Source organism: Streptomyces sp. NPDC034085 (assembly GCF_055575555.1).
Window position 1 is genome coordinate 719,634 of the sequence record NZ_JBVISL010000001.1, and the last position, 23,396, is coordinate 743,029.

At 73.0% G+C, this 23,396-nt stretch carries 20 protein-coding genes, 2 tRNA genes and 1 pseudogene; 3 read left to right on the forward strand and 20 right to left on the reverse strand.

Features of this window, described 5'->3' with window-relative positions; all coding sequences use genetic code 11:
• Nucleotides 1-70: 70 nt before the first annotated feature.
• A complete protein-coding gene (gene lepA, locus ACZ501_RS03395) occupies nt 71-1,936 on the reverse strand; it encodes a translation elongation factor 4 (protein ID WP_361601740.1) in 1,866 nt (621 codons plus the stop codon).
• 197 nt (nt 1,937-2,133) lie between these two features.
• On the opposite strand from lepA, the gene rpsT reads away from it, so the two are divergent.
• On the forward strand, nt 2,134-2,394 hold the full coding sequence (gene rpsT, locus ACZ501_RS03400) for a 30S ribosomal protein S20 (protein ID WP_079426863.1): 261 nt from the start codon (nt 2,134-2,136) through the stop codon (nt 2,392-2,394).
• 213 nt (nt 2,395-2,607) lie between these two features.
• Here rpsT and holA read toward each other — a convergent pair whose 3' ends face one another.
• Nucleotides 2,608-3,597, reverse strand: a complete 990-nt coding sequence (holA, locus tag ACZ501_RS03405) for a DNA polymerase III subunit delta (RefSeq protein WP_468792160.1) — start codon at nt 3,595-3,597, stop codon at nt 2,608-2,610.
• A 61-nt stretch (nt 3,598-3,658) separates the two neighbouring features.
• On the opposite strand from holA, the gene ACZ501_RS03410 reads away from it, so the two are divergent.
• Nucleotides 3,659-3,901, forward strand: a complete 243-nt coding sequence (locus tag ACZ501_RS03410) for a hypothetical protein (RefSeq protein WP_361601746.1) — start codon at nt 3,659-3,661, stop codon at nt 3,899-3,901.
• 21 nt (nt 3,902-3,922) lie between these two features.
• Here the strand turns inward: ACZ501_RS03410 and ACZ501_RS03415 are convergent, their stop codons facing one another.
• The 14 genes and pseudogenes from ACZ501_RS03415 to ACZ501_RS03480 all read right to left on the reverse strand — a co-directional run bounded on the left by ACZ501_RS03415 (nt 3,923) and on the right by ACZ501_RS03480 (nt 18,212).
• Nucleotides 3,923-4,801, reverse strand: a complete 879-nt coding sequence (locus tag ACZ501_RS03415; protein WP_468792163.1) for a YceI family protein — start codon at nt 4,799-4,801, stop codon at nt 3,923-3,925.
• A gap of 136 nt (nt 4,802-4,937) precedes the next feature.
• Nucleotides 4,938-7,340: pseudogene (locus ACZ501_RS03420) on the reverse strand (ComEC/Rec2 family competence protein); the annotation flags it as partial.
• Nucleotides 7,337-8,074, reverse strand: a complete 738-nt coding sequence (locus tag ACZ501_RS03425; protein ID WP_468792166.1) for a ComEA family DNA-binding protein — start codon at nt 8,072-8,074, stop codon at nt 7,337-7,339. The gene ACZ501_RS03425 and the pseudogene ACZ501_RS03420, both read right to left, overlap by 4 nt.
• A gap of 454 nt (nt 8,075-8,528) precedes the next feature.
• Entirely contained in the window at nt 8,529-9,374 is an 846-nt protein-coding gene (locus ACZ501_RS03430) for a DegV family protein (RefSeq protein WP_362460196.1), read from the reverse strand.
• Between the two features lie 204 nt (nt 9,375-9,578).
• Nucleotides 9,579-10,364 (reverse strand): hypothetical protein, encoded by a 786-nt coding sequence (locus tag ACZ501_RS03435; RefSeq protein WP_361601755.1) that lies wholly within the window; start codon nt 10,362-10,364, stop codon nt 9,579-9,581.
• 105 nt (nt 10,365-10,469) lie between these two features.
• The gene (gene leuS / locus ACZ501_RS03440) at nt 10,470-13,334 is read right to left on the reverse strand and encodes a leucine--tRNA ligase (protein ID WP_468792169.1); all 2,865 of its coding nucleotides are present in this window, start codon (nt 13,332-13,334) and stop codon (nt 10,470-10,472) included.
• A gap of 287 nt (nt 13,335-13,621) precedes the next feature.
• Nucleotides 13,622-13,694 (reverse strand) — tRNA-Ala (locus ACZ501_RS03445).
• Between the two features lie 152 nt (nt 13,695-13,846).
• The gene (locus tag ACZ501_RS03450) at nt 13,847-14,080 is read right to left on the reverse strand and encodes a hypothetical protein (protein ID WP_266577344.1); all 234 of its coding nucleotides are present in this window, start codon (nt 14,078-14,080) and stop codon (nt 13,847-13,849) included.
• A 146-nt stretch (nt 14,081-14,226) separates the two neighbouring features.
• A tRNA-Ala gene (locus ACZ501_RS03455) sits at nt 14,227-14,299 on the reverse strand.
• A 133-nt stretch (nt 14,300-14,432) separates the two neighbouring features.
• Nucleotides 14,433-15,089 (reverse strand): histidine phosphatase family protein, encoded by a 657-nt coding sequence (locus ACZ501_RS03460; protein ID WP_361601790.1) that lies wholly within the window; start codon nt 15,087-15,089, stop codon nt 14,433-14,435.
• A complete protein-coding gene (gene rsfS, locus ACZ501_RS03465) occupies nt 15,086-15,535 on the reverse strand; it encodes a ribosome silencing factor (RefSeq protein WP_361601763.1) in 450 nt (149 codons plus the stop codon). The genes ACZ501_RS03460 and rsfS overlap by 4 nt, the downstream gene beginning before the upstream one ends.
• Before the next feature lie 98 nt (nt 15,536-15,633).
• Nucleotides 15,634-17,316: an LCP family protein gene (locus ACZ501_RS03470; protein ID WP_468792172.1), complete on the reverse strand. Its 1,683-nt coding sequence runs from the start codon at nt 17,314-17,316 to the stop codon at nt 15,634-15,636.
• Nucleotides 17,317-17,340: 24 nt separating this feature from the next.
• The gene (gene nadD / locus ACZ501_RS03475; protein WP_361601769.1) at nt 17,341-17,958 is read right to left on the reverse strand and encodes a nicotinate-nucleotide adenylyltransferase; all 618 of its coding nucleotides are present in this window, start codon (nt 17,956-17,958) and stop codon (nt 17,341-17,343) included.
• Between the two features lie 89 nt (nt 17,959-18,047).
• Nucleotides 18,048-18,212 (reverse strand): hypothetical protein, encoded by a 165-nt coding sequence (locus tag ACZ501_RS03480; RefSeq protein ID WP_361601772.1) that lies wholly within the window; start codon nt 18,210-18,212, stop codon nt 18,048-18,050.
• A gap of 140 nt (nt 18,213-18,352) precedes the next feature.
• Between ACZ501_RS03480 and ACZ501_RS03485 the strand changes: the two genes are divergently transcribed.
• Entirely contained in the window at nt 18,353-19,462 is a 1,110-nt protein-coding gene (locus ACZ501_RS03485) for a M48 family metalloprotease (protein ID WP_468792175.1), read from the forward strand.
• On the opposite strand, the gene ACZ501_RS03490 is transcribed toward ACZ501_RS03485, so the two are convergent.
• The 4 genes from ACZ501_RS03490 to ACZ501_RS03505 form a co-directional block, all read right to left on the reverse strand.
• The gene (locus ACZ501_RS03490; protein ID WP_468792178.1) at nt 19,446-20,639 is read right to left on the reverse strand and encodes an SCO2583 family membrane protein; all 1,194 of its coding nucleotides are present in this window, start codon (nt 20,637-20,639) and stop codon (nt 19,446-19,448) included. The two genes, ACZ501_RS03485 and ACZ501_RS03490, sit on opposite strands and share 17 nt — an antisense overlap.
• Before the next feature lie 66 nt (nt 20,640-20,705).
• Nucleotides 20,706-21,251: an SCO2584 family spore wall biosynthesis protein gene (locus ACZ501_RS03495; protein WP_468792181.1), complete on the reverse strand. Its 546-nt coding sequence runs from the start codon at nt 21,249-21,251 to the stop codon at nt 20,706-20,708.
• A gap of 76 nt (nt 21,252-21,327) precedes the next feature.
• Complete coding sequence (locus ACZ501_RS03500; protein ID WP_468792184.1) at nt 21,328-22,611, reverse strand: glutamate-5-semialdehyde dehydrogenase; 1,284 nt, start codon at nt 22,609-22,611, stop codon at nt 21,328-21,330.
• Between the two features lie 372 nt (nt 22,612-22,983).
• Nucleotides 22,984-23,379, reverse strand: a complete 396-nt coding sequence (locus tag ACZ501_RS03505) for a hypothetical protein (RefSeq protein ID WP_361610111.1) — start codon at nt 23,377-23,379, stop codon at nt 22,984-22,986.
• Nucleotides 23,380-23,396 lie beyond the last annotated feature (17 nt).

Genomic DNA, 23,396 nt, shown 5'->3' on the forward strand with positions numbered 1-23,396 from the left:
CACCCGGCGGCCGATTCATAACGAAACAGGCCCCCGAGCGTACGCTCGGGGGCCTGTTTCGCATACGGCGCTACTTCTTCTTGCCGCCGGACTCGTCGCTGGACAGGACGGCGATGAAGGCCTCCTGCGGGACCTCCACGGAGCCGACCATCTTCATCCGCTTCTTGCCTTCCTTCTGCTTCTCCAGCAGCTTCCGCTTGCGGGAGATGTCACCGCCGTAGCACTTGGCGAGGACGTCCTTGCGGATGGCGCGGATCGTCTCGCGGGCGATGACGCGGGAGCCGACGGCGGCCTGGATCGGCACCTCGAAGGCCTGCCGCGGGATGAGCTCGCGCAGCTTGGCCACCAGGCGCACGCCGTAGGCGTAGGCGGCGTCCTTGTGGCAGACGGCGGAGAAGGCGTCGACCTTGTCGCCGTGCAGCAGGATGTCGACCTTGACCAGGCTGGAGGACTGCTCGCCGGTGGGCTCGTAGTCGAGGGACGCGTAACCGCGCGTCTTGGACTTCAGCTGGTCGAAGAAGTCGAACACGATCTCCGCGAGGGGGAGCGTGTAGCGGATCTCGACGCGGTCCTCGGAGAGGTAGTCCATGCCGAGCAGGGTGCCGCGGCGGGTCTGGCAGAGCTCCATGATCGCGCCGATGAACTCGCTGGGCGCGAGGATCGTGGCCCGTACCACCGGCTCGAACACGTCCGAGATCTTGCCCTCGGGGAATTCGCTCGGGTTGGTGACGGTGACCTCCTTGCCGTCCTCCAGCACCACCCGGTAGACCACGTTGGGCGCGGTGGCGATCAGGTCGAGGCCGAACTCGCGCTCCAGGCGCTCGCGGACCACGTCCAGGTGCAGCAGGCCGAGGAAGCCGACGCGGAAGCCGAAGCCGAGCGCCGCCGAGGTCTCGGGCTCGTAGACCAGCGCGGCGTCGTTGAGCTGGAGCTTGTCCAGGGCCTCGCGCAGGTCCGGGTAGTCCGAGCCGTCCAGCGGGTACAGGCCCGAGAAGACCATCGGCTTCGGGTCCTTGTAGCCGCCGAGGGCCTCGGTCGCACCGTTGTGCAGGCTGGTGATCGTGTCACCGACCTTGGACTGCCGGACGTCCTTCACGCCGGTGATGATGTAGCCCACCTCGCCGACGCCGATGCCGTCGGCCGGCGTCATCTCCGGGGAGGAGACGCCGATCTCGAGCAGCTCGTGGGTGGCGCCGGTGGACATCATCCGGATGCGCTCGCGCTTGTTGAGCTGGCCGTCGACGACACGGACGTAGGTGACGACGCCGCGGTAGGAGTCGTAGACCGAGTCGAAGATCATCGCGCGGGCGGGGGCGTCCTTGACGCCGACCGGGGCCGGGACGGTGGCGACGACCTTGTCGAGCAGGGCGTCCACGCCCATGCCCGTCTTCGCCGAGACGCGCAGGACGTCGTCCGGGTCGCAGCCGACCAGGTTCGCCAGCTCCTCGGCGAACTTCTCCGGCTGGGCGGCCGGCAGGTCGATCTTGTTGAGCACCGGGACGATCGCGAGGTCGTTCTCCATCGCCAGGTACAGGTTGGCGAGGGTCTGCGCCTCGATGCCCTGGGCGGCGTCCACGAGCAGGATCGTGCCCTCGCACGCCGCGAGGGAGCGCGAGACCTCGTAGGTGAAGTCGACGTGCCCGGGGGTGTCGATCATGTTCAGGATGTGCGTGCTGCCCTTGCCCGGCCCCTCCGTGGGCGCCCAGGGCAGACGGACCGCCTGCGACTTGATGGTGATGCCGCGCTCACGCTCGATGTCCATGCGGTCGAGGTACTGGGCGCGCATCTGCCGCTGGTCGACCACACCGGTCAGCTGGAGCATCCGGTCGGCGAGGGTCGACTTGCCGTGGTCGATGTGCGCGATGATGCAGAAATTACGGATCAGCGCCGGGTCGGTACGGCTCGGCTCGGGCACGTGGCTGGGGATGGCGGGCACGCAGTGTCCTGATTCTCGGGTCGCTGTCGGAGCTGCTGTCGGAACGGTACGCAGCCTCCATGGTCCCATGGACCTGGCCATGCGCTCGGTTTGGGCCGGTCGAAGCGCGCCTGGTAGCCTGGGTGGCTGTGTCTCGCATGCCCTCTCAGCAGACGGGACACATCCGGAAAATTCTCTGAACCTGAAAAGGCTCTTTCGTGGCGAACATCAAGTCCCAGATCAAGCGGAACAAGACCAACGAGAAGGCTCGCCTTCGCAACAAGTCGGTCAAGTCCGAGCTGCGCACCTTCATCCGCAAGGCCAACGAGGCGATCCTCGCCGGCGACGCGGAGAAGGCCACCGCTGCGGCCCGCCTGGCTTCCAAGAAGCTGGACAAGGCCGTCTCGAAGGGTGTCATCCACAAGAACGCCGCCGCCAACAAGAAGTCGGCGCTGGCCTCCAAGGTTGCCTCCATCTGAGCTCCGCACTCGATGTGATCGCCGGAACGGACCCAGCGGGCCCTCTCTCCCGCTCCTGACCGGCACCCCGCGCCGCACGCGGCCTGCGTTCGCCACGCGGGTGCGGCGCAACCAAGCAGTGACCGAAGGCCCCGGCCTCCGCCCTTCCCCAGGGCGGCGGCCGGGGCCTTCGCGTGTCCGCGGGGCGTCCGTGCGGGACTTTGCGGACGCCCCCTAGCGGCGCTGGGGGCGGGCCGCGCGGGCGACCGCCACGACCGCCTTCTCCAGGGCGTACTCCGGGTCGTCCCCGCCGCCCTTCACACCTGCGTCGGCCACGGCCACGGCACGCAGCGCGTCGGCGACGCCGTCCGCGGACCAGCCGCGCATCTGCTGCCGGACCCGGTCGATCTTCCACGGCGGCATGCCGAGGTCCCGGGCGAGGTCGCCCGGCCGGGCGCCGCGGGCGGAGGCGAGCTTGCCGATCGCGCGGACCGCCTGGGCCAGCGCGCTGGTGATCAGCACGGGCGCCACGCCGGTCGACAGGGACCAGCGCAGGGCTTCGAGGGCTTCGGCGGCCCGGCCCTCGACCGCCCGGTCGGCGACCGTGAAGCTGGAGGCCTCGGCCCGGCCCGTGTAGTAGCGGCCGACCACGGCCTCGTCGATCGTGCCCTCGACGTCCGCGCACAGCTGCGCCGCGGCGCTGGCCAGCTCCCGCAGGTCGCTGCCGATCGCGTCGACCAGTGTCTGGCACGCCTCGGGGGTCGCGGAACGCCCCAGCGTCCGGAACTCCCCGCGCACGAACGACAGCCGGTCCGCCGGCTTGGTCATCTTCGGGCAGGCGACCTCGCGGGCCCCGGCCTTGCGCGCCGCGTCCAGCAGGCCCTTGCCCTTGACCCCGCCCGCGTGCAGGAGGACGACCGTGATCTCCTCGTACGGCGACGCCAGGTACGCCTTGAGCTCCTTGGCCGCGTCCGCGCCCACGTCCTGCGCGTTGCGGACGACGAGGACCTTGCGCTCGGCGAACAGCGAGGGGCTGGTCAGCTCCGCCAGGGTGCCGGGCTGGAGCTGCTCGGAGGCGAGGTCCCGGACGTCGGTGTCGGCGTCGACCGCGCGGGCGGCCGCCACCACCTCCCGTACGGCACGGTCGAGCAGCAGGTCCTCCTGCCCCACCGCGAGGGTGAGCGGGGCGAGCGGATCGTCGGTGGGGTTCTTCCTGGTGGCCATCGCCCCCAGCATCCCACGCCGCACTGACACCGCCCCGCCCCCGGTGCCCGAGAATGGCCGGGTGAACCTGCGACATGTACTGGTACTGCCCGACCGCGACGCCGCCGAGGAGGTGGCCCAGGAGGTCGTCGACCGCTTCGGCCTGCCGGAGGAGCCCCAGCTGGTACGCGACGCCCTCGCCGGCGAGGACGACGCCGAGGACGCCCAGTGGCTGGTGGTCGTCGAAGACCCCCGCGAGCGGCTCGACGCCGCCTCGCTGGACGAACTCGCCGCCGCGTACGAAGGCTGGCTCGAAGCCCCGTAGGAGGGCCCCGCGCCCGCCCCCTCAGGCCTTGTGGACGATCTGTACGTCCAGCTGCACTTCCACGCTCGGCCCGATCGCCGCGATCCCCTGTGCCAGCACCGACTGCCAGTCGAGGGCGAAGTCCGCGCGGTTCAGCTCGGCCGTGGCCCGGCAGGCGGCCCGCGGTTCGCCCTCCAGGCCCGTGCCGTGCCCCAGGTACTGGGTGTCGAGGGTGACCGAACGGCTGACGCCGTGGAGGGTGAGGGCCCCCGCGACCGCCCAGCGGCTGCCGCTGCGGTGGATGAACCGCTCGCTGTAGAACTCCACCGTCGGGTGCCGGGCCGCGTCCAGGAAGTCGGTGGAGCGCAGGTGGTCGTCCCGCCTCCGCATCCCGGTGTCGATGCTCGCCGAGTCGATGATCACGTGCATGGAGGAGTCCTCCATGCGCTCGGCTATCCGCACCGCGCCGGCGAAGGTCGTGAACCGGCCGTGGATCCGCGCGAAGCCGATGTGCCGGGCGGTGAAGGCGATCGACGAATGCGTCGGATCGAGCTCCCAGTGCCCGGGCTGCGGGAGCAGCGGCGGCTCCACGGCGTCCAGGATGATCTCCGCCGTGCCGGGCTGCGGGTCCCCCACCAGCGTCGCCCCGTGGAAGGGCGCGTAGCCCTCGGCGGTGACGGTGAGCCGGTACTCGCCCTCCGGCATCGCCGCCGTGAATCCCCCGTACGGATCGGTCTCCCCGCTGACGACCCGTCGGCCGATCGGATCGGTGACCTCGAACTTGGCCTGGCGGACCGGCTGGTGGACCGTGTCGAGCACGCGGCAGCTCAACAGCCGCGCCGTAGGCGGCAGAGTCACCGTCGCGGATGTCTGCGGACCGGCTCCTGCGGCCGGATCCATCCCCCGTCTGCGACCGAACATGGCTGGTGCACCCCCGTGCTGTGTGGACTTGGACCGTTCTGGCGAAGACGCATTCGATCATGCTGCCGGGTTGTGGGCAAACAGAGCGGTCGCGCCCGGTATGCCCACGCCGATCCGGACGCCGCCTGGCCGGAAAGGCCCTCATCCCCGGGCCGCTCCCGGAGACGGCCACGGAACCGTCCTCATCGGTGCGCAGCACGGCCGCACCAAGCGCCTTCAACCGTGCGAGCGTACGCGGCGCGGGGTGCCCGTAGCGGTTGCCCGTGCCGACGGGGACGATCGCGAGCCGCGGCCGGATCCGGTCCTGCAGCCCGGGGTCCTGGTGCGCCGAACCGTGGTGGGCGACCTTGAGCACGTCCACCGGCCCCAACTCCGGATGCTCCCTCAGCAGGGCCTGTTGGGACAGCGGTTCGAGGTCGCCGAGCAGCAGCAGCGTCAGGCCCGACGTGCGCACCAGCAGGGCGACGCTCGCGTCGTTGGGCCCCTCCGGCGGCGGACCCGCCGCCGAAGGCCACAGCACCTGCCACTCCAGCGGTCCCGTCCGGCGCCGCTCCCCCGGCGCCGCCGGCACGACCGGCACCCCGGCCCGCGCCGCCGCCCGCCGGACCAGGGCGGCCTGTAGGGGCGGTTCCTCCAGCGTGGTGGTTTCGATCACACCCACCGACCGGCCCCGCAGCACCCCGGACAGCCCTCCCACGTGATCGGCGTGGAAGTGCGTCAGCAGGAGCAGCGGGATCCGGGTCACCCCCAAGGCCCGCAGGCAGGCGTCCACCGGCCCCGGCTCCGGCCCGGCGTCCACCACGACGGCCGTCCCGGGGCCGGCGGCGAGCACGGCGGCATCGCCCTGGCCCACGGCGCACTGCACGTAGCTCCAGTCGGACGGCGGCCAGCCGGTGAGCGTACGGACCAGCTGCGGCGGCCGCAGGACCGCGACGAGCAGCAGCACGGCCACGACGGCACAGGCACCCCGCCGCCGCCCGAACCGCGCACCGAGTCCCACCGCGGCCAGCGTGACCACGACCAGCAGCAGCCCGCCCGCGAGCCCGCCCGGCCAGGGCAGCTCCGCACCCGGCAGCCGCGCCCCGGCCCGCGCCACGCCGGCGATCCACCCGGCCGGCACCCCCGCGCACCAGGCGAGCAGCTTCGCCACGGGCATGCACAGCGGCGCCACGGCGAGCGCCGCGAAGCCGAGCACGGTGGCGGGGCCCGCCGCCAGCTCCGCCAGGAGGTTGCACGGCACCGCGACCAGGCTCACCCGCGCGGAGAGCACCACCACCACCGGCGCACACACGGCCTGCGCCGCGGCGGCCGCCCCCAGGGCGTCGGCCAGGCGCGGCGCCACCCCGCGCCGCCGCAGGGCCCCCGCCCAGCGGGGCCCGAGGGTGAGCAGCGCCCCGGTGGCCAGCACGGAGAGGAGGAAGCCGGGGCTGCGGGCCAGCCAGGGGTCGTACAGCACCAGCAGCAGTACGGCTCCGGCCAGCGCCGGGATCAGGGACCTGCGCCGCCCGGTGGCCAGGGCGAGCAGGGTGACCGCCCCGCAGGCGGCGGCCCGCAGCACGCTCGGATCGGGCCGGCACACCACCACGAAGGCCAGCGTCAGTGCCGCCCCGCACAGGGCCGTGGCCCGCAGCGAGAGCCCCAGCCGGGGCGCCAGCCCGCGCCGCTCGACCTGCTGCGCGCGGGCCGGGGGCCCGATCAGCAGGTACAGCACCACCGTCAGGTTGGAGCCCGAGACGGCCAGCAGGTGCAGCAGGTCGGTGGCCCTGAACGCCTCGTGCAGGTCGGGCGGTACCCGGGAGGTGTCCCCGACCACCAGCCCCGGCAGCAGGGCCCTGGCGTCCGGCGCGAGCCCTCCGGTGGCCTCCCGCAGCCCGGCGCGCAGCGTCCCCGCGAGGCGCTGCACCCGGTCGGGGCCGCCCGTCACCCCGGGCGGGGTGTCCCCCGCCGGGCGGAGCAGCGCCACGGCCCGCTCCCCGTCCCGCGCCGGAGCCAGCCGGGCCACCACCGCGACCCGGGTCGAGGGCTCCAGCCGCGCCCAGTCCGGATGCCCGGCCAGCACCCGGACCGGGGTCTCCACCCGGGTCCGCGCCCCGTCGGGGCCGCCCACCCCGGTCACCACGGCGTCCAGCACCACCACCGGCGGCCCGCTCCCGCCGCGGGCCACCCGGGGGTCCGAGCCGACGGTGAGCTCCCCGTGCACCCGGGCGTGCTCCCGGGCCAGCCGGGCCACCGGCCCCGCTCGCGCCTCGGCCCGCTCCAGCCCGGCCACCCCCGCCCCGGTGGCGGCGCACAGCAGCGCGGCGGCCACGGCGGGGCCGACCCTCGACAGCGGCTGCGCACCCCTCGACCCGGCCAGCAGCAGGATCCCCGCCGCGGCCACCGCGAGCCCCGCCCCGACGGCGCACCACCCGCCCGGCACCCCGAGCGCCAGGGCCGCCGCACCCCATGCCGCCACGGCCGGCACCGCCAGCCGCAGATCGAGCGGCTCCGCCCGCTCCGCCCCGGCGCCCTCCCCGGGGCCCTCCACAACGCCGCTCACGGCCGCACCAGCCGGCGCAGCTCGGCGAACCTCCGCTCGCCGATGCCGTCGACCTGCCGGAGGTCCTCCACGGCCCGGAACCCGCCCCGGGCGGTGCGGAAGTCGACGATGTTCCGGGCAAGGACGGGCCCCACCCCGGGCAAGCCGTCCAGCTGCTCCACGGTCGCGCTGCCGAGGCTCAGCGGACCGGCACCGGCACCCGCGCCCCCGCCGGGCGCCGGCCCGCCCGGAGCCGGCTGCGCGGTGGCCCCCACCAGCACCTGCTCGCCGTCCACCAGCACCCGGGCCCGGTTGAGCCCGGTGATGTCCGTGCCCGGCCGCACTCCCCCGGCGGCGGCCAGCGCGTCCTCCACCCGCGAACCGCTGGGCAGCCGCCGCACCCCGGGGTCGCGGACCTTGCCGCCGACGTCGACCACGATGCGGGCGCCCCCGCCGGCCGGCGCCGCTCCCGGCAGCGACGCCGAAGGGACCGGCGCGGGGCCGACCACGGCGGGCGCCGTCACCGGCTGCGGCCGCCCGGACCAGTACTGCTGGGCGGCGAAGCCGACCGCCACCACCAGCACCACCGCCACGGCGGCCACCGTCCGCGGCTCCACCCCGCACCGGACCTGCACCCACACGGGCAACCGCTCCCGCAGGGCCAGCCGCCGCGCGTCCCCGGCCCTCAGCCCGCGGCCCTCCACCGGCGCCTCGACCGCCCCGGGCCCCCGTCCCGGCCCCACCGGAACGGGCACCGGCCCCTCCAGCTCCGCCTGCGCCTGCGCGTCCGCCTCCCCAACGGCCGGCCGATCCGGCCAGGCCCGCGGATAGGCCCCGAGCCACGGCTCCGCGTCGGGAGGCGGATCGGCCACCCGAAGGGCCCCGGCTGCCTCCTCCCGCACCCTCTCCGGCGGCGGGGAACTCCCCATCAGGGCCTCGGCCCTGCGCCGCACCTCGGCGGGGTCGGGTCGGGGCCTCGCCCGGGCGTCACGGCGGTCCCGGAGCCGGCCGTCGGAGCGGCGCGCCCGCCCGGGCCCGCTGCCGGCCCCGGCGGCGATCGGGAAACGAGAACTGTCTGAGGTACGCGGCGTACGCGTTCGAAGAGTCATGCCACCGACGCTAGATCCGGACCCGGACCACCCGCTCGGAGCCCTCAATTCCGGTGGATGACCGGCCTGTTGTGGACAACCCGGCCACTCGTTCCGGTGATCAGCGGGGCGAGACGACCGCGGCCAGCAGCCCCGGCCCTGTGTGCGCGCCGATCACCGCGCCGACCTCGCTGACGTGCATCTCGCCCAGGGCGGGAATGCGTTCGCGGAGCCGCTGGGCGAGCTTCTCGGCCCGGTCCGGAGCTGCCAGGTGGTGGACGGCGACATCGACGCTGCGCGACCCGGCCCGTTCGACGGCCAGTTCCTCCAGCCGCGCGATGGCCTTGGAGGACGTGCGCACCTTCTCCAGCATCTCGATCCGCCCGCCGTCCAGGGTCAGCAGCGGTTTGACCGCCAGCGCCGAGCCGAGGAGGGCCTGGGCGGCCCCGATCCGCCCGCCGCGGCGCAGGTAGTCGAGGGTGTCCACGTAGAAGTACGCCGACATCTCGGCGGCCCGCTTCTCGGCGGCGGCCACGGCCTCGTCGGCGGACCCGCCGGCTTCCGCCGTCTCGGCGGCGGCGAGCGCGCAGAAGCCGAGGGCCATGGCGACCATGCCGGTGTCGACGACGCGGACCGGTACCGGCGCGGTCCGGGCCGCGACCACGGCGGCGTCGTAGGTGCCGGAGAACTCGGCGGACAGGTGCAGGCTCACGATGGCGGTCGCTCCGGCGTCCGCGGCCGCCCGGTAGGCCCGGACGAACTGTTCGGGGCCGGGGCGGGAGGTGGTGACCGACCGGCGCTTCTGCAAGGCCGCCGCGAGGCTGCGGGCCGAGATCTCGGTCCCTTCCTCCAGGGCCTCGTCCCCCAGGACCACGGTCAGGGGTACGGCAGTGATCCCGTGCCGCGCCATCGCCTGCGGGGGCAGGTAGGCCGTGGAATCGGTGACGATCGCGACATGGCGGGACATGAGCCGGAGGTTACCGGCAGAGGCGGTGATCCGGCAGCCCGGGCCCCTCCCACCCGCCGGACCGCCCCACTCAGGCAGCGGACCCCCTCAGGCACCGGCCCCGCTCAACCGGTGCTCCCTCAGGCGGTCGCCCCCACCAGGTAGTAGCCCCACCAGGCGAACGACCCCCTCAGGCAGTAGCCCCCACCAGGCGGTGCCCACCCCTCAGGTGGTGGCCTCCGGCCGGGGGGCCTTCTGCCAGGGGTAAGCCGCCGCCGGGGCGGAAGGATTCAGTGCCGCCCGGCCGGCCTCCGCGGACCGCCCCGGTTCCTCAGCCTTCGGCGACGGCCCCGCACCCGAACCCGACTCGGCCGGCCGACCCGCCGCATCCGGGCCCGCCGCGCCCGCCTGACCCGCGTCCCAGGCCGCCGCGGCGGCGGCCAGGTCGTCCACGGACTCCCGGGACCAGTCGCGCAGCGCGCCCGACTCCACCTCGATCTGCTCCGACAGGACCGCCAGGTCGTCGTCCGCGAACCGCCGGGCGCGGTCGCGCGCGGCCCACCGCAGCGAGTCCGCCGACTTCGTGATCTTGAGGGTGCGCTCCCGCAGCTCGGGCAGGCGCTCCGCGATCCGCTTGCGGTCCGGCTCCTGTTCCAGCCGCTTCAGTTCGTCGTCCAGCTCGTGCCCGTGCCGGCTCAGCCGCTCGAAGAGGGCGATGGACTCCTGAAGCGAGCTGTCCGCCTGCACACCCTGGTACAGGGCGGCCTGCGTGGTGCGCATGGAGGAGCGCAGGTCGAGCCGCAGCTGCGCCAGCGCGCCGCTGACCCCGACCTGGCCGAGGCTCCTGGCCTTCAGGGTGGTGTCCTCCACCGTCCGGCGGGCCTGCGTGATCGTCCGGTCCACGCCGCGCTTGGCCGCGCCGACCGCCTTGACCGTGGCCCAGGCGCCCAGCCCCAGGAAGGCGAACAGCACCACCAGGGCAAAGATGATGATCAACGCGCCTACCTCCATGAGGTTCCCTTCCCCGGCCGGTTCCCGTCCCCTCCACCGTAAACGCCCCGGGCAGGCCAGGGGTTCCATTCGAACCCCCAACCTGCCCGTACGGGATGTCCCCGATCAGATGACGATGTTCACCAGCTTCGGCGCACGCACGATCACCTTGCGGATCTCCGCACCGCCCAGGGCCGCGACGACGCCCGCGTCGGTCACGGCCAGCTGCTCCAGGTCGGCGTCGGAGATGCTCGGCGGCACCTCCAGGCGCGCCTTGACCTTGCCCTTGACCTGGACCACGCAGGTGACCGTCTCGTCCACGACGTACGCCGGGTCCGCGACGGGGAAGTCCTGGTGGACGACCGAGTCGGTGTGGCCCAGGCGGTGCCACAGCTCCTCCGCGATGTGCGGCGCCAGCGGGGCGACCAGCAGCACCAGCCGCTCGGCCACGGACCGCTCCAGCGGGCGCCCCGCCTTCGTCAGGGCGTTGTTCAGCTCGGTGATCTTCGCGATCGCCGTGTTGAAGCGCAGGCCCGCCATGTCCGAGCCGGCCCCGTCGATCGCCTTGTGCAGGGCGCGCAGGGTGGCCTCGTCGGGCTCGCCGTCGACGACGGTGACCCGGCCGGTCTCCTCGTCCACGATGTTGCGCCACAGGCGCTGGAGCAGCCGGTACTGGCCGACGACGGCGCGGGTGTCCCACGGGCGCGACACGTCCAGCGGGCCCATCGCCATCTCGTACAGGCGCAGGGTGTCCGCGCCGTACTCCTCGCAGATCTCGTCGGGCGTGACGGCGTTCTTCAGGGACTTGCCCATCTTGCCGTGCTCGCGCTTGACCTGCTTGCCCTCGTGGAAGTACGCGCCGTCCCGCTCCTCGACCTCGGCCGCCGGGACGTACACACCGCGCTCGTCGGTGTAGGCGTACGCCTGGATCATGCCCTGGTTGAACAGCTTGTGGAACGGCTCGGCCGAGGACACGTGGCCCAGGTCGAACAGCACCTTGGACCAGAAGCGGGCGTACAGCAGGTGCAGCACCGCGTGTTCGGCGCCGCCCACGTACAGGTCGACACCGCCGTGCGGCGCGCCCTCGCGCGGGCCCATCCAGTACTGCTCGATCTCCGGGTCCACCAGGGCCGACGCGTTGTTCGGGTCCAGGTAGCGCAGCTCGTACCAGCAGGAACCGGCCCAGTTCGGCATGGTGTTGGTCTCGCGCCGGTAGGACTTGACGCCGTCGCCCAGGTCCAGTTCCACGTTGACCCACGCCTCGTTGCGCGACAGCGGGGTCTCCGGCTTGGAGGTGGCGTCGTCGGGCTCGAAGGTGCGCGGGGAGTAGTCCTCGACCTCCGGCAGCTCCAGCGGCAGCATCGACTCGGGCAGGGAGTGGGCGACGCCGTCCTGGTCGTAGACGATCGGGAAGGGCTCGCCCCAGTACCGCTGACGGCTGAACAGCCAGTCGCGCAGGCGGAAGTTGACGGTGCCCTCGCCGATCCCGCGCTCGGTCAGCCACTCGGTGATGGCGGCCTTGGCCTCGACCACGCCCAGGCCGTCCAGCGAGATGCCCTCACCCGCCGAGTTCACCAGCTCCGCGTCGTGGGAGACGAACGCGTCCTCCCACTCGGCCGGGTCGGTGCCCCGGCCGTCCGTCGGCTGGACGACGCAGCGCATCGGCAGCTCGAAGGCGCGCGCGAACTCGAAGTCGCGGGCGTCGTGCGCCGGGACGGCCATGATCGCGCCGGTGCCGTAGCCCATCAGCACGTAGTCGGCGATGAAGACGGGGACCTTCTCGCCGCTGACCGGGTTGAGGGCGTACTCACCGGTGAAGACGCCGGTCTTGTCCTTGGCCTCGGCCTGCCGCTCCACGTCCGACTTGGAGGCGGCCTGCTTGCGGTACGCGGCCACGGCCTCGGCGGGGGTGGCGTAGCCGCCGGTCCACACGTCGTGCGTGCCCTCGGGCCAGGCGGCGGGGATGAACTTCTCGACCAGCGGGTGCTCCGGCGCCAGCACCATGTAGGTGGCGCCGAACAGCGTGTCGGGGCGGGTGGTGAAGACGGTGATGGCCTCGTCGCCCAGCGCGAAGTCGACGCGCGCGCCCTCGCTGCGGCCGATCCAGTTGCGCTGCTGCAGCTTGATGGCCTCGGGCCAGTCCAGCGCGTCCAGGTCGTCCAGCAGGCGGTCGGCGTAGGCCGTGATCCGCATGTTCCACTGGCTCAGGCGGGACTTGAAGACGGGGAAGTTCCCGCGCTCGGACCGGCCGTCGGCGGTGACCTCCTCGTTGGCCAGTACGGTGCCCAGCCCGGGGCACCAGTTCACGGGCGCGTCCGAGGCGTAGGCCAGGCGGAAGCCGTTCAGCACGTCGGCCCGCTCGGCGGCGCTCAGGCCGGCCCAGGCGCGGCCTCCGGGGACCTCACGGCTGCCGTTCTCGAAGGCGGCGACCAGCTCGGAGATCGGGCGGGCCTTCTGCGCGTCGGTGTCGTACCAGGAGTTGTAGATCTGCAGGAAGATCCACTGGGTCCACTTGTAGTAGTCCGGGTCGATCGTCGCGAAGGACCGGCGCTTGTCGTGGCCCAGGCCCAGCCGGCGCAGCTGGACCTTCATGTTCTCGATGTTCGCCTCGGTCGACACGCGCGGGTGGGTGCCGGTCTGCACGGCGTACTGCTCGGCGGGCAGGCCGAAGGCGTCGAAGCCCAGGGTGTGCAGGACGTTGTGGCCGGTCATCCGCTGGTGGCGGGCGAAGACGTCGGTGGCGATGTATCCGAGCGGGTGGCCCACGTGCAGGCCCGCACCGGAGGGGTACGGGAACATGTCCATGATGAACTTCTTGGGCCGGGCGACGACCGCGGGCTCCCCGGCCAGGTCACCGGTCGGGTTCGGCGCCTCGTAGATGCCCTCCGCGTCCCATACGTCCTGCCAGCGTGCCTCGATGTCGGCGGCCATGGCAGCCGTGTAACGGTGCCCCTCGGCCGCCTCGGGGGCCGGGGTGTTCGTCTCGCTCATGATTTCTGAAGCTCCATCGATCGTCTCTGCCGTCTCTGCCTGCCCAAACGAAAAAACCCCTCGCACAGGAGGGGACGCCGCGCCGATGCCGACCGTCTCGAAGGGTCGGCACTGATCAGCGCGGCTCGGTAAGCAGAAGGCGTACGGCACGCATGGCGTCAGGGTACCGCAGCGGCCCCTACGAGCGCTCGGACGTTCCACCGGCCGGGCACCCGGACCGGCCACCGGAAGACCCGGAGCACGACGAGAAGCGGGCCACCCGATCCGGGTGGCCCGCTTCTTCACTGTGGAGCTAAGGAGAATTGAACTCCTGACCTCCTGCATGCCATGCAGGCGCTCTACCAACTGAGCTATAGCCCCTTGCTTCTCTGCCGCCGGGCCCCTTCTCGGTTTCCCTTGCCGGTTCCCCCTGGCGACATCGAGAACATTACACGGTCATGGCCCCACTCCAAAAATCGGTTTCCCGGGGCCTTCCGAGGGGGCCCGACGCCTGTCCGGTTTGACCGGAATGCTCATGCGCGGGCGAACTGGTAGAACCGCTTCAGCGTGCAGTGTTCGTCGAGCAGGCGGCCGTAGATCGGCTCGCCCTCCAGCTCCCGGTACGTCTCGATCGGGTCGCCTTTTATGATCAGCGCCCGCGCGCATTCCTCGCACCAGTACTGGTAGTCGGGATTGACCGGTTCCATGTCCCGCACGATCGGCGTGCCGTTGTCGCACCAGTCGCACCGCCGCCGGTGTGCACCCATCCGTCAGCGACTCCCTCCCGCGTCGGGCCGTCGTGTCCCCCTCCGGCGGTCCGATTCTGCCACGTCGGCAGCGCCCGGGGCAGCAAGCGCACAAAGGGGGGCAAACGCAAGGATCCCGCCCCCTGTTGGGGACGGGATCCTGATTGTGGAGCTAAGGAGAATTGAACTCCTGACCTCCTGCATGCCATGCAGGCGCTCTACCAACTGAGCTATAGCCCCGCTCTCCGCCGCGTTCCCCCCGTTTCCGGTGTTCTTCGCTGCGAACAAGAAGAACTCTAGCCTGTGACCAGCCGGAAAGTGAAATCCGGGTCCGAGCCGCCCCTCGCGCCCCTGCGGCACGCCGCGGAAGGCGTCAGTCGTCGTCGCCGAGCACCGGTTCCGGCAGCGTGCCGGCGTTGTGCTCCAGCAGGCGCCAGCCCCGGGCGCCTTCGCCGAGGACGGACCAGCAGCAGTTGGAAAGGCCGCCGAGACCCTCCCAGTAGTACGACTCCAGGCCCAGCAGGCGCCCGATGGTCGTACGGATGGTGCCGCCGTGGCTGACGACGACGAGCGTGCCGCCCTCCGGCAGCCGGTCGGCGTGACCGAGCACCACCGGGGCGGCCCGGTCGGCGACCTCGGTCTCCAGCTCACCGCCGCCGCGCCGGACGGGCTCGCCGCGCTTCCACGCCGCGTACTGCTCGCCGTACTTCTCGAGGATCTCCTCGTGGGTGAGGCCCTGCCACTCGCCGGCGTAGGTCTCGCGCAGCGCCTCGTCGTGCGCCACGGGCAGGCCGGTGACGGCGGCCAGCTCGGCAGCCGTCTTCGCGGCCCGCCGCAGGTCGGAGGCCACGATGGCGTCCGGCTTCAGCGAGGCGAGCAGCCGGGCGGCGCGGCGCGCCTGCGCCACACCCGTCTCGGTCAGCTCGATGTCCGTGGAGCCCTGGAAGCGGCGCTCCAGGTTCCACGAGGTCTGGCCGTGCCGCCAGAGGACGATCTTCCTGCCGGTCTTGCCGGTGGCGGTCGTGCTCAGAACAGATCACCGTCCAGGTCGTCGTCGCCACCCTGTGCCTCGCGCAGCTTCGCGTGCTCCTCGGCCTTGCCGATGGTGAGCTTGGCGTCCTCGGGGAGCTCGATCTCGGGGCAGTCCTTCCACAGGCGCTCCAGCGCGTAGAAGACGCGCTCCTCGCTGTGCTGGACGTGGACGACGATGTCGACGTAGTCGAGCAGGATCCAGCGGGCGTCGCGGTCGCCCTCGCGGCGCACCGGCTTGGCGCCGAGCTCCTTGAGCAGCCGCTCCTCGATCTCGTCCACGATCGACTTGACCTGGCGGTCGTTGGGCGCGGAGGCGAGGAGGAAGGCGTCGGTGATCGACAGCACGTCGCTGACGTCGTACGCGATGATGTCGTGCGCGAGCCGGTCGGCCGCGGCCTGGGCTGCGGTGGTGATGAGCTCGATGGAGCGGTCCGTGGCGGTCACTGGCCATGCTTTCGGGTTGGCGGGCAGATCCCTACAAGGGTCTCATGTACCGCCGACGCCGCCCGCGCTTGACGTACCGCGCGGGCGGGAGGGCCAGGTCAGGACGGCTTGTAGTCCCCGCCCAGGATCACCACGACGTCCGCGTTCACCGCGTTCTCGGCCTTCTTCACGTCGGACTCCGGCAGCCCCAGCGTCTTGGCGACGTCGACCGCCCGGTCCCGCTGGGCGTCGTCCTGGTACGTGATCTGCGAGGTGGCGGCCGTCCGGTCGGCCTTGCCGCCGTCCACGAGGCCGTAGCCGCCGTTCAGCAGCGCCGCCTTCGCCGCGATCTGCGCCTTCTCGCTCCCGGTGGCGTCCTTGAGGCCCACGCGGAGGGCGGCGCCGGGCTGGGCCGCGGTGAAGGAGCCGCCGAGGATCTCCTTGACCACCTTCTTGTTGGCGTCGTCGGTCAGGCCCCCGTCCGGCTTCACGGTGAGCACCTCGGTGCGGTACGCCGCGACCTTGGCGTGCTCGCCGATCCGCGACAGCAGTCCGCCGAGGTTCTGCGCGTCCAGTCCCGGATCGAGGATCTGGCCCATGCTGTCAACGGTCGTGGCCGCCGCCTTCGGGTCGCCCGGGATCTTGCGCAGGACCGCGTAGAGGACCTTGCCGGTGCGCTCCAGCTGCCTGGCCTCCGGCTCGCCCTGGGCGCGGTGGGTGGCGTACGCGACGGCCATGGCGCCGGTCAGGCTCTGCCGTGAGCCCTGTCCGACGGCCGGGGTCTTGGCCTGCTCGTCGGCCGGGACGGCGGTGTCGGTGTCCACCTCGATGCCCCCGACCAGCTCGACGAGCCGTTCCAGGAAGGGGGTGTCCAGGCGCCAGGTGCCGCCGATGCGGGTGCCGAGGACGGTGTCGAGGGACTCGCGGGTGCCGAGGCTGCCCTCCTCGACGGCTTTGCCGAGGGAGGTTCCGGTGCCGTCCTGCTTGGGGACGCCGAGTGCGTTGGGGATCAGGACGGTGGCGCCCTGCCGGGTGGTGACGTTGTCCACGAGGAGGGCGGTGGAGCTGCCGCCCCGCTTGGTGTTGTGCAGGTGGACGACGATCATGTCGCGCTTCTGCGCCCCGGCGGTGGCCGGGGCGCCCTGCTTCTGCCCAGGGCCGTCGAGGAACGGCAGCTTGCCCGCGTACCAGAGGTAGCCCGCGCCGCCGACGACGAACAGGGCGAGGACGACGATCAGCGCGACGACCCGGTTGCGGCCGCGCCGGCGGGCCTCCTCACGCCGCTCGGTCCGGCTCTCGGTGAAGGCGAGCCAGTCGATGACCTCGGAGTCCTCGTCGGGCTGGTCGATGAAGGCGAACTGTTCCGTGCGGTAGCCGGGGGCGTCGTCCGTGTCCGGGGTGGCCGGCGCGGACTCCTCCGCGGTGGCCCGGCGCGGCTCGGGCACCTGGGCGGCCGGCGGGGCCGCGGCCGGCGGCTCCTGGGGGGCGCTCTGCTGCGGGATCCAGTGCGGGAGCTGCTGGGTGCCGTACCCGGGGGCGGACGCCTGGGAGTACTCCTGCTGCGGCGGGTAGGGGTCGTAGCCCTGCCCCTGCGGGTCCTGCGGGTCCTGCGGGTACGGGTACGAGGTCTCGTAGGGCTGCTCGTACCCGGGGTACTGCTGGTGGTCCTGGTAGGGCTGCCCGTACGGGGGCGGGGCAGACTGCGCGGGCACCTGGCCGTACACGGGCCTGCCGTACGAGTCGTAGCCGATGAGCTGCAGCTGGGCGGCGTACGGGTCGTACGGATCCTGTGGGTCGTTCACCGCGGGGCCCCTCTCTCCGGAAGCTCAGGCTCCCCGGTACAGCTCACGCTTGTCGATGTAGCGCACCACACCGTCCGGCACCAGATACCAGACGGGATCGCCCTGGGCGACCCGCGTACGGCAGTCCGTGGAGGAGATCGCGAGCGCGGGCACCTCGACCAGCGAGACCCCGCCCTCGGGGAGGCCGTCGTCGGTGAGGAGGTGGCCGGGCCGGGTCACTCCGATGAAGTGGGCGAGGGAGAACAGCTCGTCCGCGTTGCGCCAGGTCAGGATCTGGGCGAGGGCATCGGCACCGGTGATGAAGAACAGGTCCGCGTCGGCGTTGAGCGCGCTCAGGTCCCGCAGCGTGTCGATGGTGTACGTGGGGCCGCCGCGGTCGATGTCGATGCGGCTCACGGAGAACTGCGGGTTCGAGGCGGTCGCGATGACCGTCATGAGGTAGCGGTCCTCGGCGGGCGACACGGCCCGCTGCGACTTCTGCCACGGTTCGCCCGTCGGCACGAAGACCACCTCGTCGAGGTGGAAGAGGGCGGCCACCTCACTGGCGGCCACCAGGTGTCCGTGGTGGATCGGGTCGAACGTCCCGCCCATCACGCCGAGCCGGCGCTTGACCGGGCCCGTAGGCATTTCCTGCTCTCCCATGAGCGCAGAGCCTACTGGCCCGGTGCCGTGCGCGCGGCGGCCCGGTCGGGTACGGAGCCCGGTCCGGAACGAACCCGGTAGGAGGCGGCCTAGCGGTCGCGGTTCAGGCGGGTGGTCACCCAGAGCATGAGCAGCAGGACGACGAACGCACCGCCACCGGTCAGGTACGGGCTCAGGCTTTCGTGGTTGCCGCCGTGCCCGCCTTCCTCCGCAGCGAGGAGGACCAGGTCGTGGGCGGTGGTGGAGAGGCTCATCAGGCAGGTACCTATCGAGTCGGGGAGCGGGCGGAGACTTCCCTCACATCGTATGCGGGGGCCTCGGGCACGCTCACGCCGACTCAGGCGTTGGAGAGGATGCACGCACGTGACCACAGCCGATCCAGGGGGAGGGCGCCATGACGGACACCGGATCCGAGACGACACCGGCACGCGAGCGGAGGAGGTTCCCCGGAATCTCCTCGCGGGCCTACGAACACCCGGCGGACCGCTCGGCGCTGGTCGCGCTGCGCAGACTCGCCGGATTCGACACGGTGTTCAAGGCCCTCAGCGGGCTCCTCCCGGAGCGCAGCCTGCGGCTGCTGTTCCTGTCGGACTCGGTGCGGGTGGGCGAGACCCAGTTCCCGCACCTGCACGAAATGCTGCGCGACGCCTGTTACATCCTGGACCTGGAGAAGGTCCCCCAGATGTACGTGCAGCAGGACCCGAAGCCCAACGCGATGTGCATCGGGCTGGACGAGCCGATCATCGTGGTGACGACGGCGCTGGTGGAGCTGCTCGACGAGGAGGAGATGCGGGCGGTGGTGGGCCACGAGGTGGGCCACGCGCTGTCCGGGCACTCCGTGTACCGCACGGTGCTGCTGTTCCTGACGAACCTGGCGCTGAAGGTGGCCTGGATCCCGCTGGGCACGGTGGCGGTCACGGCGATCGTGACGGCGCTGCGCGAGTGGTTCCGCAAGTCGGAGCTGTCGGCGGACCGGGCCGGTCTGCTGGTGGGGCAGGACGTGAACGCGTCGATGCGCGGCCTGATGAAGATCGCCGGCGGCAACCACCTCCACGAGATGAACGTCGACGCCTTCCTCGCCCAGGCCGAGGAGTACGAGGAGAGCGGCGACCTGCGCGACTCCGTGCTCAAGATCCTCAACGTGCTGCCGCGGACCCACCCCTTCACCACGGTACGGGCCGCCGAGCTGAAGAAGTGGTCCCTGAGCCGGGACCACCAGCGGATCATGGACGGCCACTACCCGAAGCGGGACGAGGACAAGGACACCTCGGTGACCGACTCCTTCCGCCAGTCCGCGTCGCACTACGCGGAGTCGGTGCGCACCAGCAGGGATCCGCTGATGAAGCTGGTCGGCGACATAGCCGGCGGTGCGGGCGACCTGGGCGGGAAGCTGCGCGACCGCTTCACCGGTACGGGCGGCGCCCCGCGCGACGCCGGCGACGCCAAGGGCTCCCCGGGCCCCACGGGCTCCGCAGGGCCCGCGGGCGCTACCGAAGGGGACTGACGGAGGCCGGCGGGGGCGCCTGTGACTGCGGGGGCGGCTGCGAGGGCGCCGGCGTGCTGCTCGGCGCGGCGGCCGGGGCGAGTACGCCGCACAGCCCGGCGGTGCGCCGGGGGTGGCCGCTCGCGTACGGGTCGCTCGCGGGCGGGCCCACGGTCGTCGGCCCGGCTCCGGCCGGCAGGGGGCGGAAGCCTTCGGCGGGCTCGGTGGCGCAGTCCTGCGGCCCGGCCATCACGTAGGCCGAGGAGACCTCCGCCCGGCGGGTCGTCAGGTCCTCGCGGTCGAAGCGCAGGCGCAGCTCGCGGCGCACGGTGAAGAGCGAGGCCCCGTCGGCGGCGGGCGGGACGGCCGCCGGACGGACGGCGTACACGAAAGTGTGGTCCGTGCTCACCTCCAGCACCTCCGGGTTCACCTCCTGGACGGCGAGGCTGCCGCTCACCCGGACGCGCGGGTCGGCGACGACGGCGGTGCCGGGGTCGAAGCGGACCAGCCAGCCGGTGGCGGCGTGCCGGCCGTCGCCGGAGGGCGCGGCCATGCTCTCGTCGAACTGGGCCAGCTGCCCGGGGTCCAGGAGTACCCGCACGGGCCGGGAGGCCGTCCCGGAGAGCACGTCCGGGTCCAGCGAGGACTGCACCAGGTAGTCCTTGGCGATGGACAAGGCGGCGACGACCTGGCCCTCGGTGAAGTGGTGCGTGCGCCGTGCCGCGGGGAGCGTGATCCCGGCCGCCCCGATGCGGTAGTCGGCCGCCGGGCTGTCCGCGTAGAGGTCGCCCGGCCGGCCGCCGGGCACCTCGGAGGCGGGTGCCAGGGGGACGACGGTGCTGATGAGCGGCTCGGCGTTGCCGCCGGCCGGGGGGACGTACGGGTTGCGCACGCCCATGTAGACGGCGACCGCGAAGGCCGTGGCGATGAGCAGTACGAGCAGCATGCCCTGGCGGGCGCCGCGGCCCGGGGTGCCGGTGCGGGGGCCGGCGGAGCCGCCGCCGGACCAGAGGGAGCGGCTGCGGACGGCCGGGGCGTGCTCGCCCATGCGTTCCTGGGCGGAGAACTCCTGGAGCCGGGCAGCACGGACGAAGTCCTCGTCGAACACCACCGAGCGGTACTCGTCCGGGCGCAGTTCGTCGTCACCCCCGCCGATGCCATCGGGGGTGCCGTTGGGCGGATCTCCTGGAACGGCCATCGCTTCTCCCGCTGTCCCCGCTTCAGAGAAGCCCCCAGCTCCGGCGCAGGAAGTGGGGTCGTACCTTCAGGGTTGGCGGCCGACGGGGTAGGTAAACGCGCCGACGCCGGTGACTTCCCTGAGCGGCGTACTGGCCGGGGCGGGTGCGGGGTCCTGGTCGCCGGAGGCGCTGCGGTAGACGGCGCTGAAGGCCAGCGCGACCATGCCGAGCCCCATCACGACGGCGAGCACCCAGGCGACCGGGCGGAGCCAGGGCGAACGGCCGCGGTAGGGGCGCAGGGCCCCTCCGTAGGCGCCGTACGGGCCCTCGGCGTACCCGTAGCCGTAGCCGTACGGGCCGGGCTCCCAGCCGGGGTCGTCGAGGCCGTACCCGTCGGGGTGGCCGTAGTCCTCGTCCCCCGCCCAGCCTCCGGCGACCCGGGCGGCCTCGGCCTCGGCGCGCGCCCGGTCGGCTGCGCGCTGGCGCTCGGCCGCGCTCGGTTCATGGATTTCGGCGTTCCGGACGAAGGCCTCGTCGAACACCACGGAGGCGAAGTCGTGATCCGCGCCTCCGCGGTCGTCGTCGGGCTTCCCGTCGTCCGGGAACGGCTTGCCCCCCACGTCGTCCGGCACGGGACCAGCGTAGACCTGGGGGGCGTCTTTGGGCAGGGTGTGAGCCGGTTCCGGCCACACCGTGTCCCCTCCGCGGTTACCGCACGTGACCGTCGCCGGTGACGATGTACTTGGTGGAGGTGAGCTCGGGAAGGCCCATCGGGCCCCGGGCGTGCAGCTTCTGGGTGGAGATCCCGATCTCGGCGCCGAAGCCGAACTGGCCACCGTCCGTGAACCGGGTGGAGGCGTTCACGGCGACCGTGGTCGAGTCGACCAGCTGGGTGAAGCGGCGGGCGGCGGCCTGCGAGGTGGTGACGATCGCCTCGGTGTGACCGGAGGTCCAGCGGCGGATGTGGGCGACGGCGTCGTCGAGGGAGTCCACGACGGCGGCGGCGATGTCGTACGACAGGTACTCCGCGGCCCAGTCCTCGTCGGTGGCGGGCACGGCGGTGGCCTTGCCCCCCTCGGCCGCGGCCAGCACCCGGTCGTCGCCGTGGACGGTGACGCCGGCCTCGGCGAGCGCGTCCAGGGCGCGCGGCAGGAAGGCGGCGGCGATGTCGCGGTGCACGAGGAGGGTCTCGGCGGCGTTGCAGACGGAGGGCCGCTGGGCCTTGGAGTTGATGAGGATGTCCACGGCCATGTCAAGGTCGGCCTCGGCGTCGACGTAGACGTGGCAGTTGCCGGTACCGGTCTCGATGACCGGGACGATGGACTCCTCGACGACCGTCTTGATGAGCGAGGCACCGCCGCGCGGGATGAGCACGTCGACGAGGCCGCGGGCGCGCATCAGTTCGCGGACGGAGTCGCGGGACTCGCCGGGGACGAGCTGGATCGCGTCGGCGGGCAGGCCGGCGTCCTCGATGGCGTCGCGCAGGATGCCGACGAGCGCGGTGTTCGAGGCGTAGGCGGAGGAGCTGCCGCGGAGCAGGACGGCGTTGCCGGACTTCAGGCAGAGCGCGGCGGCGTCGACGGTGACGTTGGGGCGGGCCTCGTAGATGATGCCGACGACCCCGAGGGGGACGCGGATCTGGCGGAGGTCGATGCCGTTGGGGAGGGTGGAGCCGCGGACGACCTCGCCGACGGGGTCGGGCAGGGCCGCCACGTCCCGCACGTCGGAGGCGATGGCGCGGACGCGCTCCGGGGTGAGGGTCAGGCGGTCGATGACGGTTTCGCTGGTGCCGGCCGCCCTGGCCTTCGCGGTGTCCTCGGCGTTGGCCTCGACGATCTCGTCGGTACGGGCCTCCAGCGCGTCCGCGATGGCCAGCAGGGCCGTGTCCTTGGCGGACCGCGGCAGTGGGGCGATGGCGGCGGCGGCGGTACGGGCCGCCCGCGCGGTGGCGGTGACGGGGGAGGTGGCGGTGGCGTCGTCGAGCGAGGTCATGCGGCCCAGGGTAATCCCCGCCCCGCCGGCTGCCGCCGGGGTTCCACCCCCCGAGACGGCCCCTTCCCCACCCGCCGCTCGCCCGGCCCGGCGCCGGGGCCGCCCACCCGGCCTCGCGCCGCCGCGCCGACCCCGTCCCGGGGCGGGACCGGTGCCGCCCGGCTGGGGCCGGTGCGTCGGGTGCGGGTGGTTGGCTGCGCGGGGCGAGGTCCCCTACCCGCCCTTCGCCCGTTCCCCGGGGCTGCGCCCCGGACCCCCTGGGGGCTCCGCCCCCCTACCGCTGGGAGGTGCCCCGCGTCCGCCGGACGGAGTCCGGCGCAGCGGCGCGAAGCCGGTGAGGCGCCCAGGCGCCGAGCCGCGCGAGCGGCGCGTCTAGTAGGGGTGCACGCCCACCGGGTGGGCCGGGGGTGGGCCGTAGCCTTCCGCCACGCGTTGGTGGTACGTCGGGCGGTCGATGACCTCCAGGCCGACGATCTCCCACGGCGGCAGCTGCGCCGAGGAGCGGTGTTCGCCCCAGAGCCGCAGCGCGACGGCCGCCGCGTCGTGGAGGTCGCGGGCCTCCTCCCAGTACCGGATCTCCGCGTGGTCGTCGGCGTACCGGCTCGTCAGCAGGAAGGGGTGGTCGTGCGCGAGCTGCTCCAGCCCGCGCCGCACCTCGGACAGCGGCGCCGGCTTGCCGGAGACGCTCAGGGTGATGTGCCACAGCCGGGAGACCTCGGCCTGCTCGTCCCCACCGCCGCCCACGCTGGTCAGCGCTCGTCTCACCAGCCCGCCTCCTGTCTGCG

Coding starts and splice junctions, on each gene's coding strand:
- nadD (WP_361601769.1), bottom strand. CDS start 17,958: ATGGGAGAGCAGGAAATGCCTACGGGCCCGGTCAAGCGCCGGCTCGGC.
- ACZ501_RS03500 (WP_468792184.1), bottom strand. CDS start 22,611: ATGACCTCGCTCGACGACGCCACCGCCACCTCCCCCGTCACCGCCACC.
- ACZ501_RS03415 (WP_468792163.1), bottom strand. CDS start 4,801: ATGTTCGGTCGCAGACGGGGGATGGATCCGGCCGCAGGAGCCGGTCCG.
- ACZ501_RS03435 (WP_361601755.1), bottom strand. CDS start 10,364: ATGGAGGTAGGCGCGTTGATCATCATCTTTGCCCTGGTGGTGCTGTTC.
- leuS (WP_468792169.1), bottom strand. CDS start 13,334: ATGAGCGAGACGAACACCCCGGCCCCCGAGGCGGCCGAGGGGCACCGT.
- ACZ501_RS03430 (WP_362460196.1), bottom strand. CDS start 9,374: ATGTCCCGCCATGTCGCGATCGTCACCGATTCCACGGCCTACCTGCCC.
- ACZ501_RS03490 (WP_468792178.1), bottom strand. CDS start 20,639: ATGGCCGTTCCAGGAGATCCGCCCAACGGCACCCCCGATGGCATCGGC.
- holA (WP_468792160.1), bottom strand. CDS start 3,597: ATGGCCACCAGGAAGAACCCCACCGACGATCCGCTCGCCCCGCTCACC.
- ACZ501_RS03450 (WP_266577344.1), bottom strand. CDS start 14,080: ATGGGTGCACACCGGCGGCGGTGCGACTGGTGCGACAACGGCACGCCG.
- ACZ501_RS03480 (WP_361601772.1), bottom strand. CDS start 18,212: ATGAGCCTCTCCACCACCGCCCACGACCTGGTCCTCCTCGCTGCGGAG.
- ACZ501_RS03485 (WP_468792175.1), top strand. CDS start 18,353: ATGACGGACACCGGATCCGAGACGACACCGGCACGCGAGCGGAGGAGG.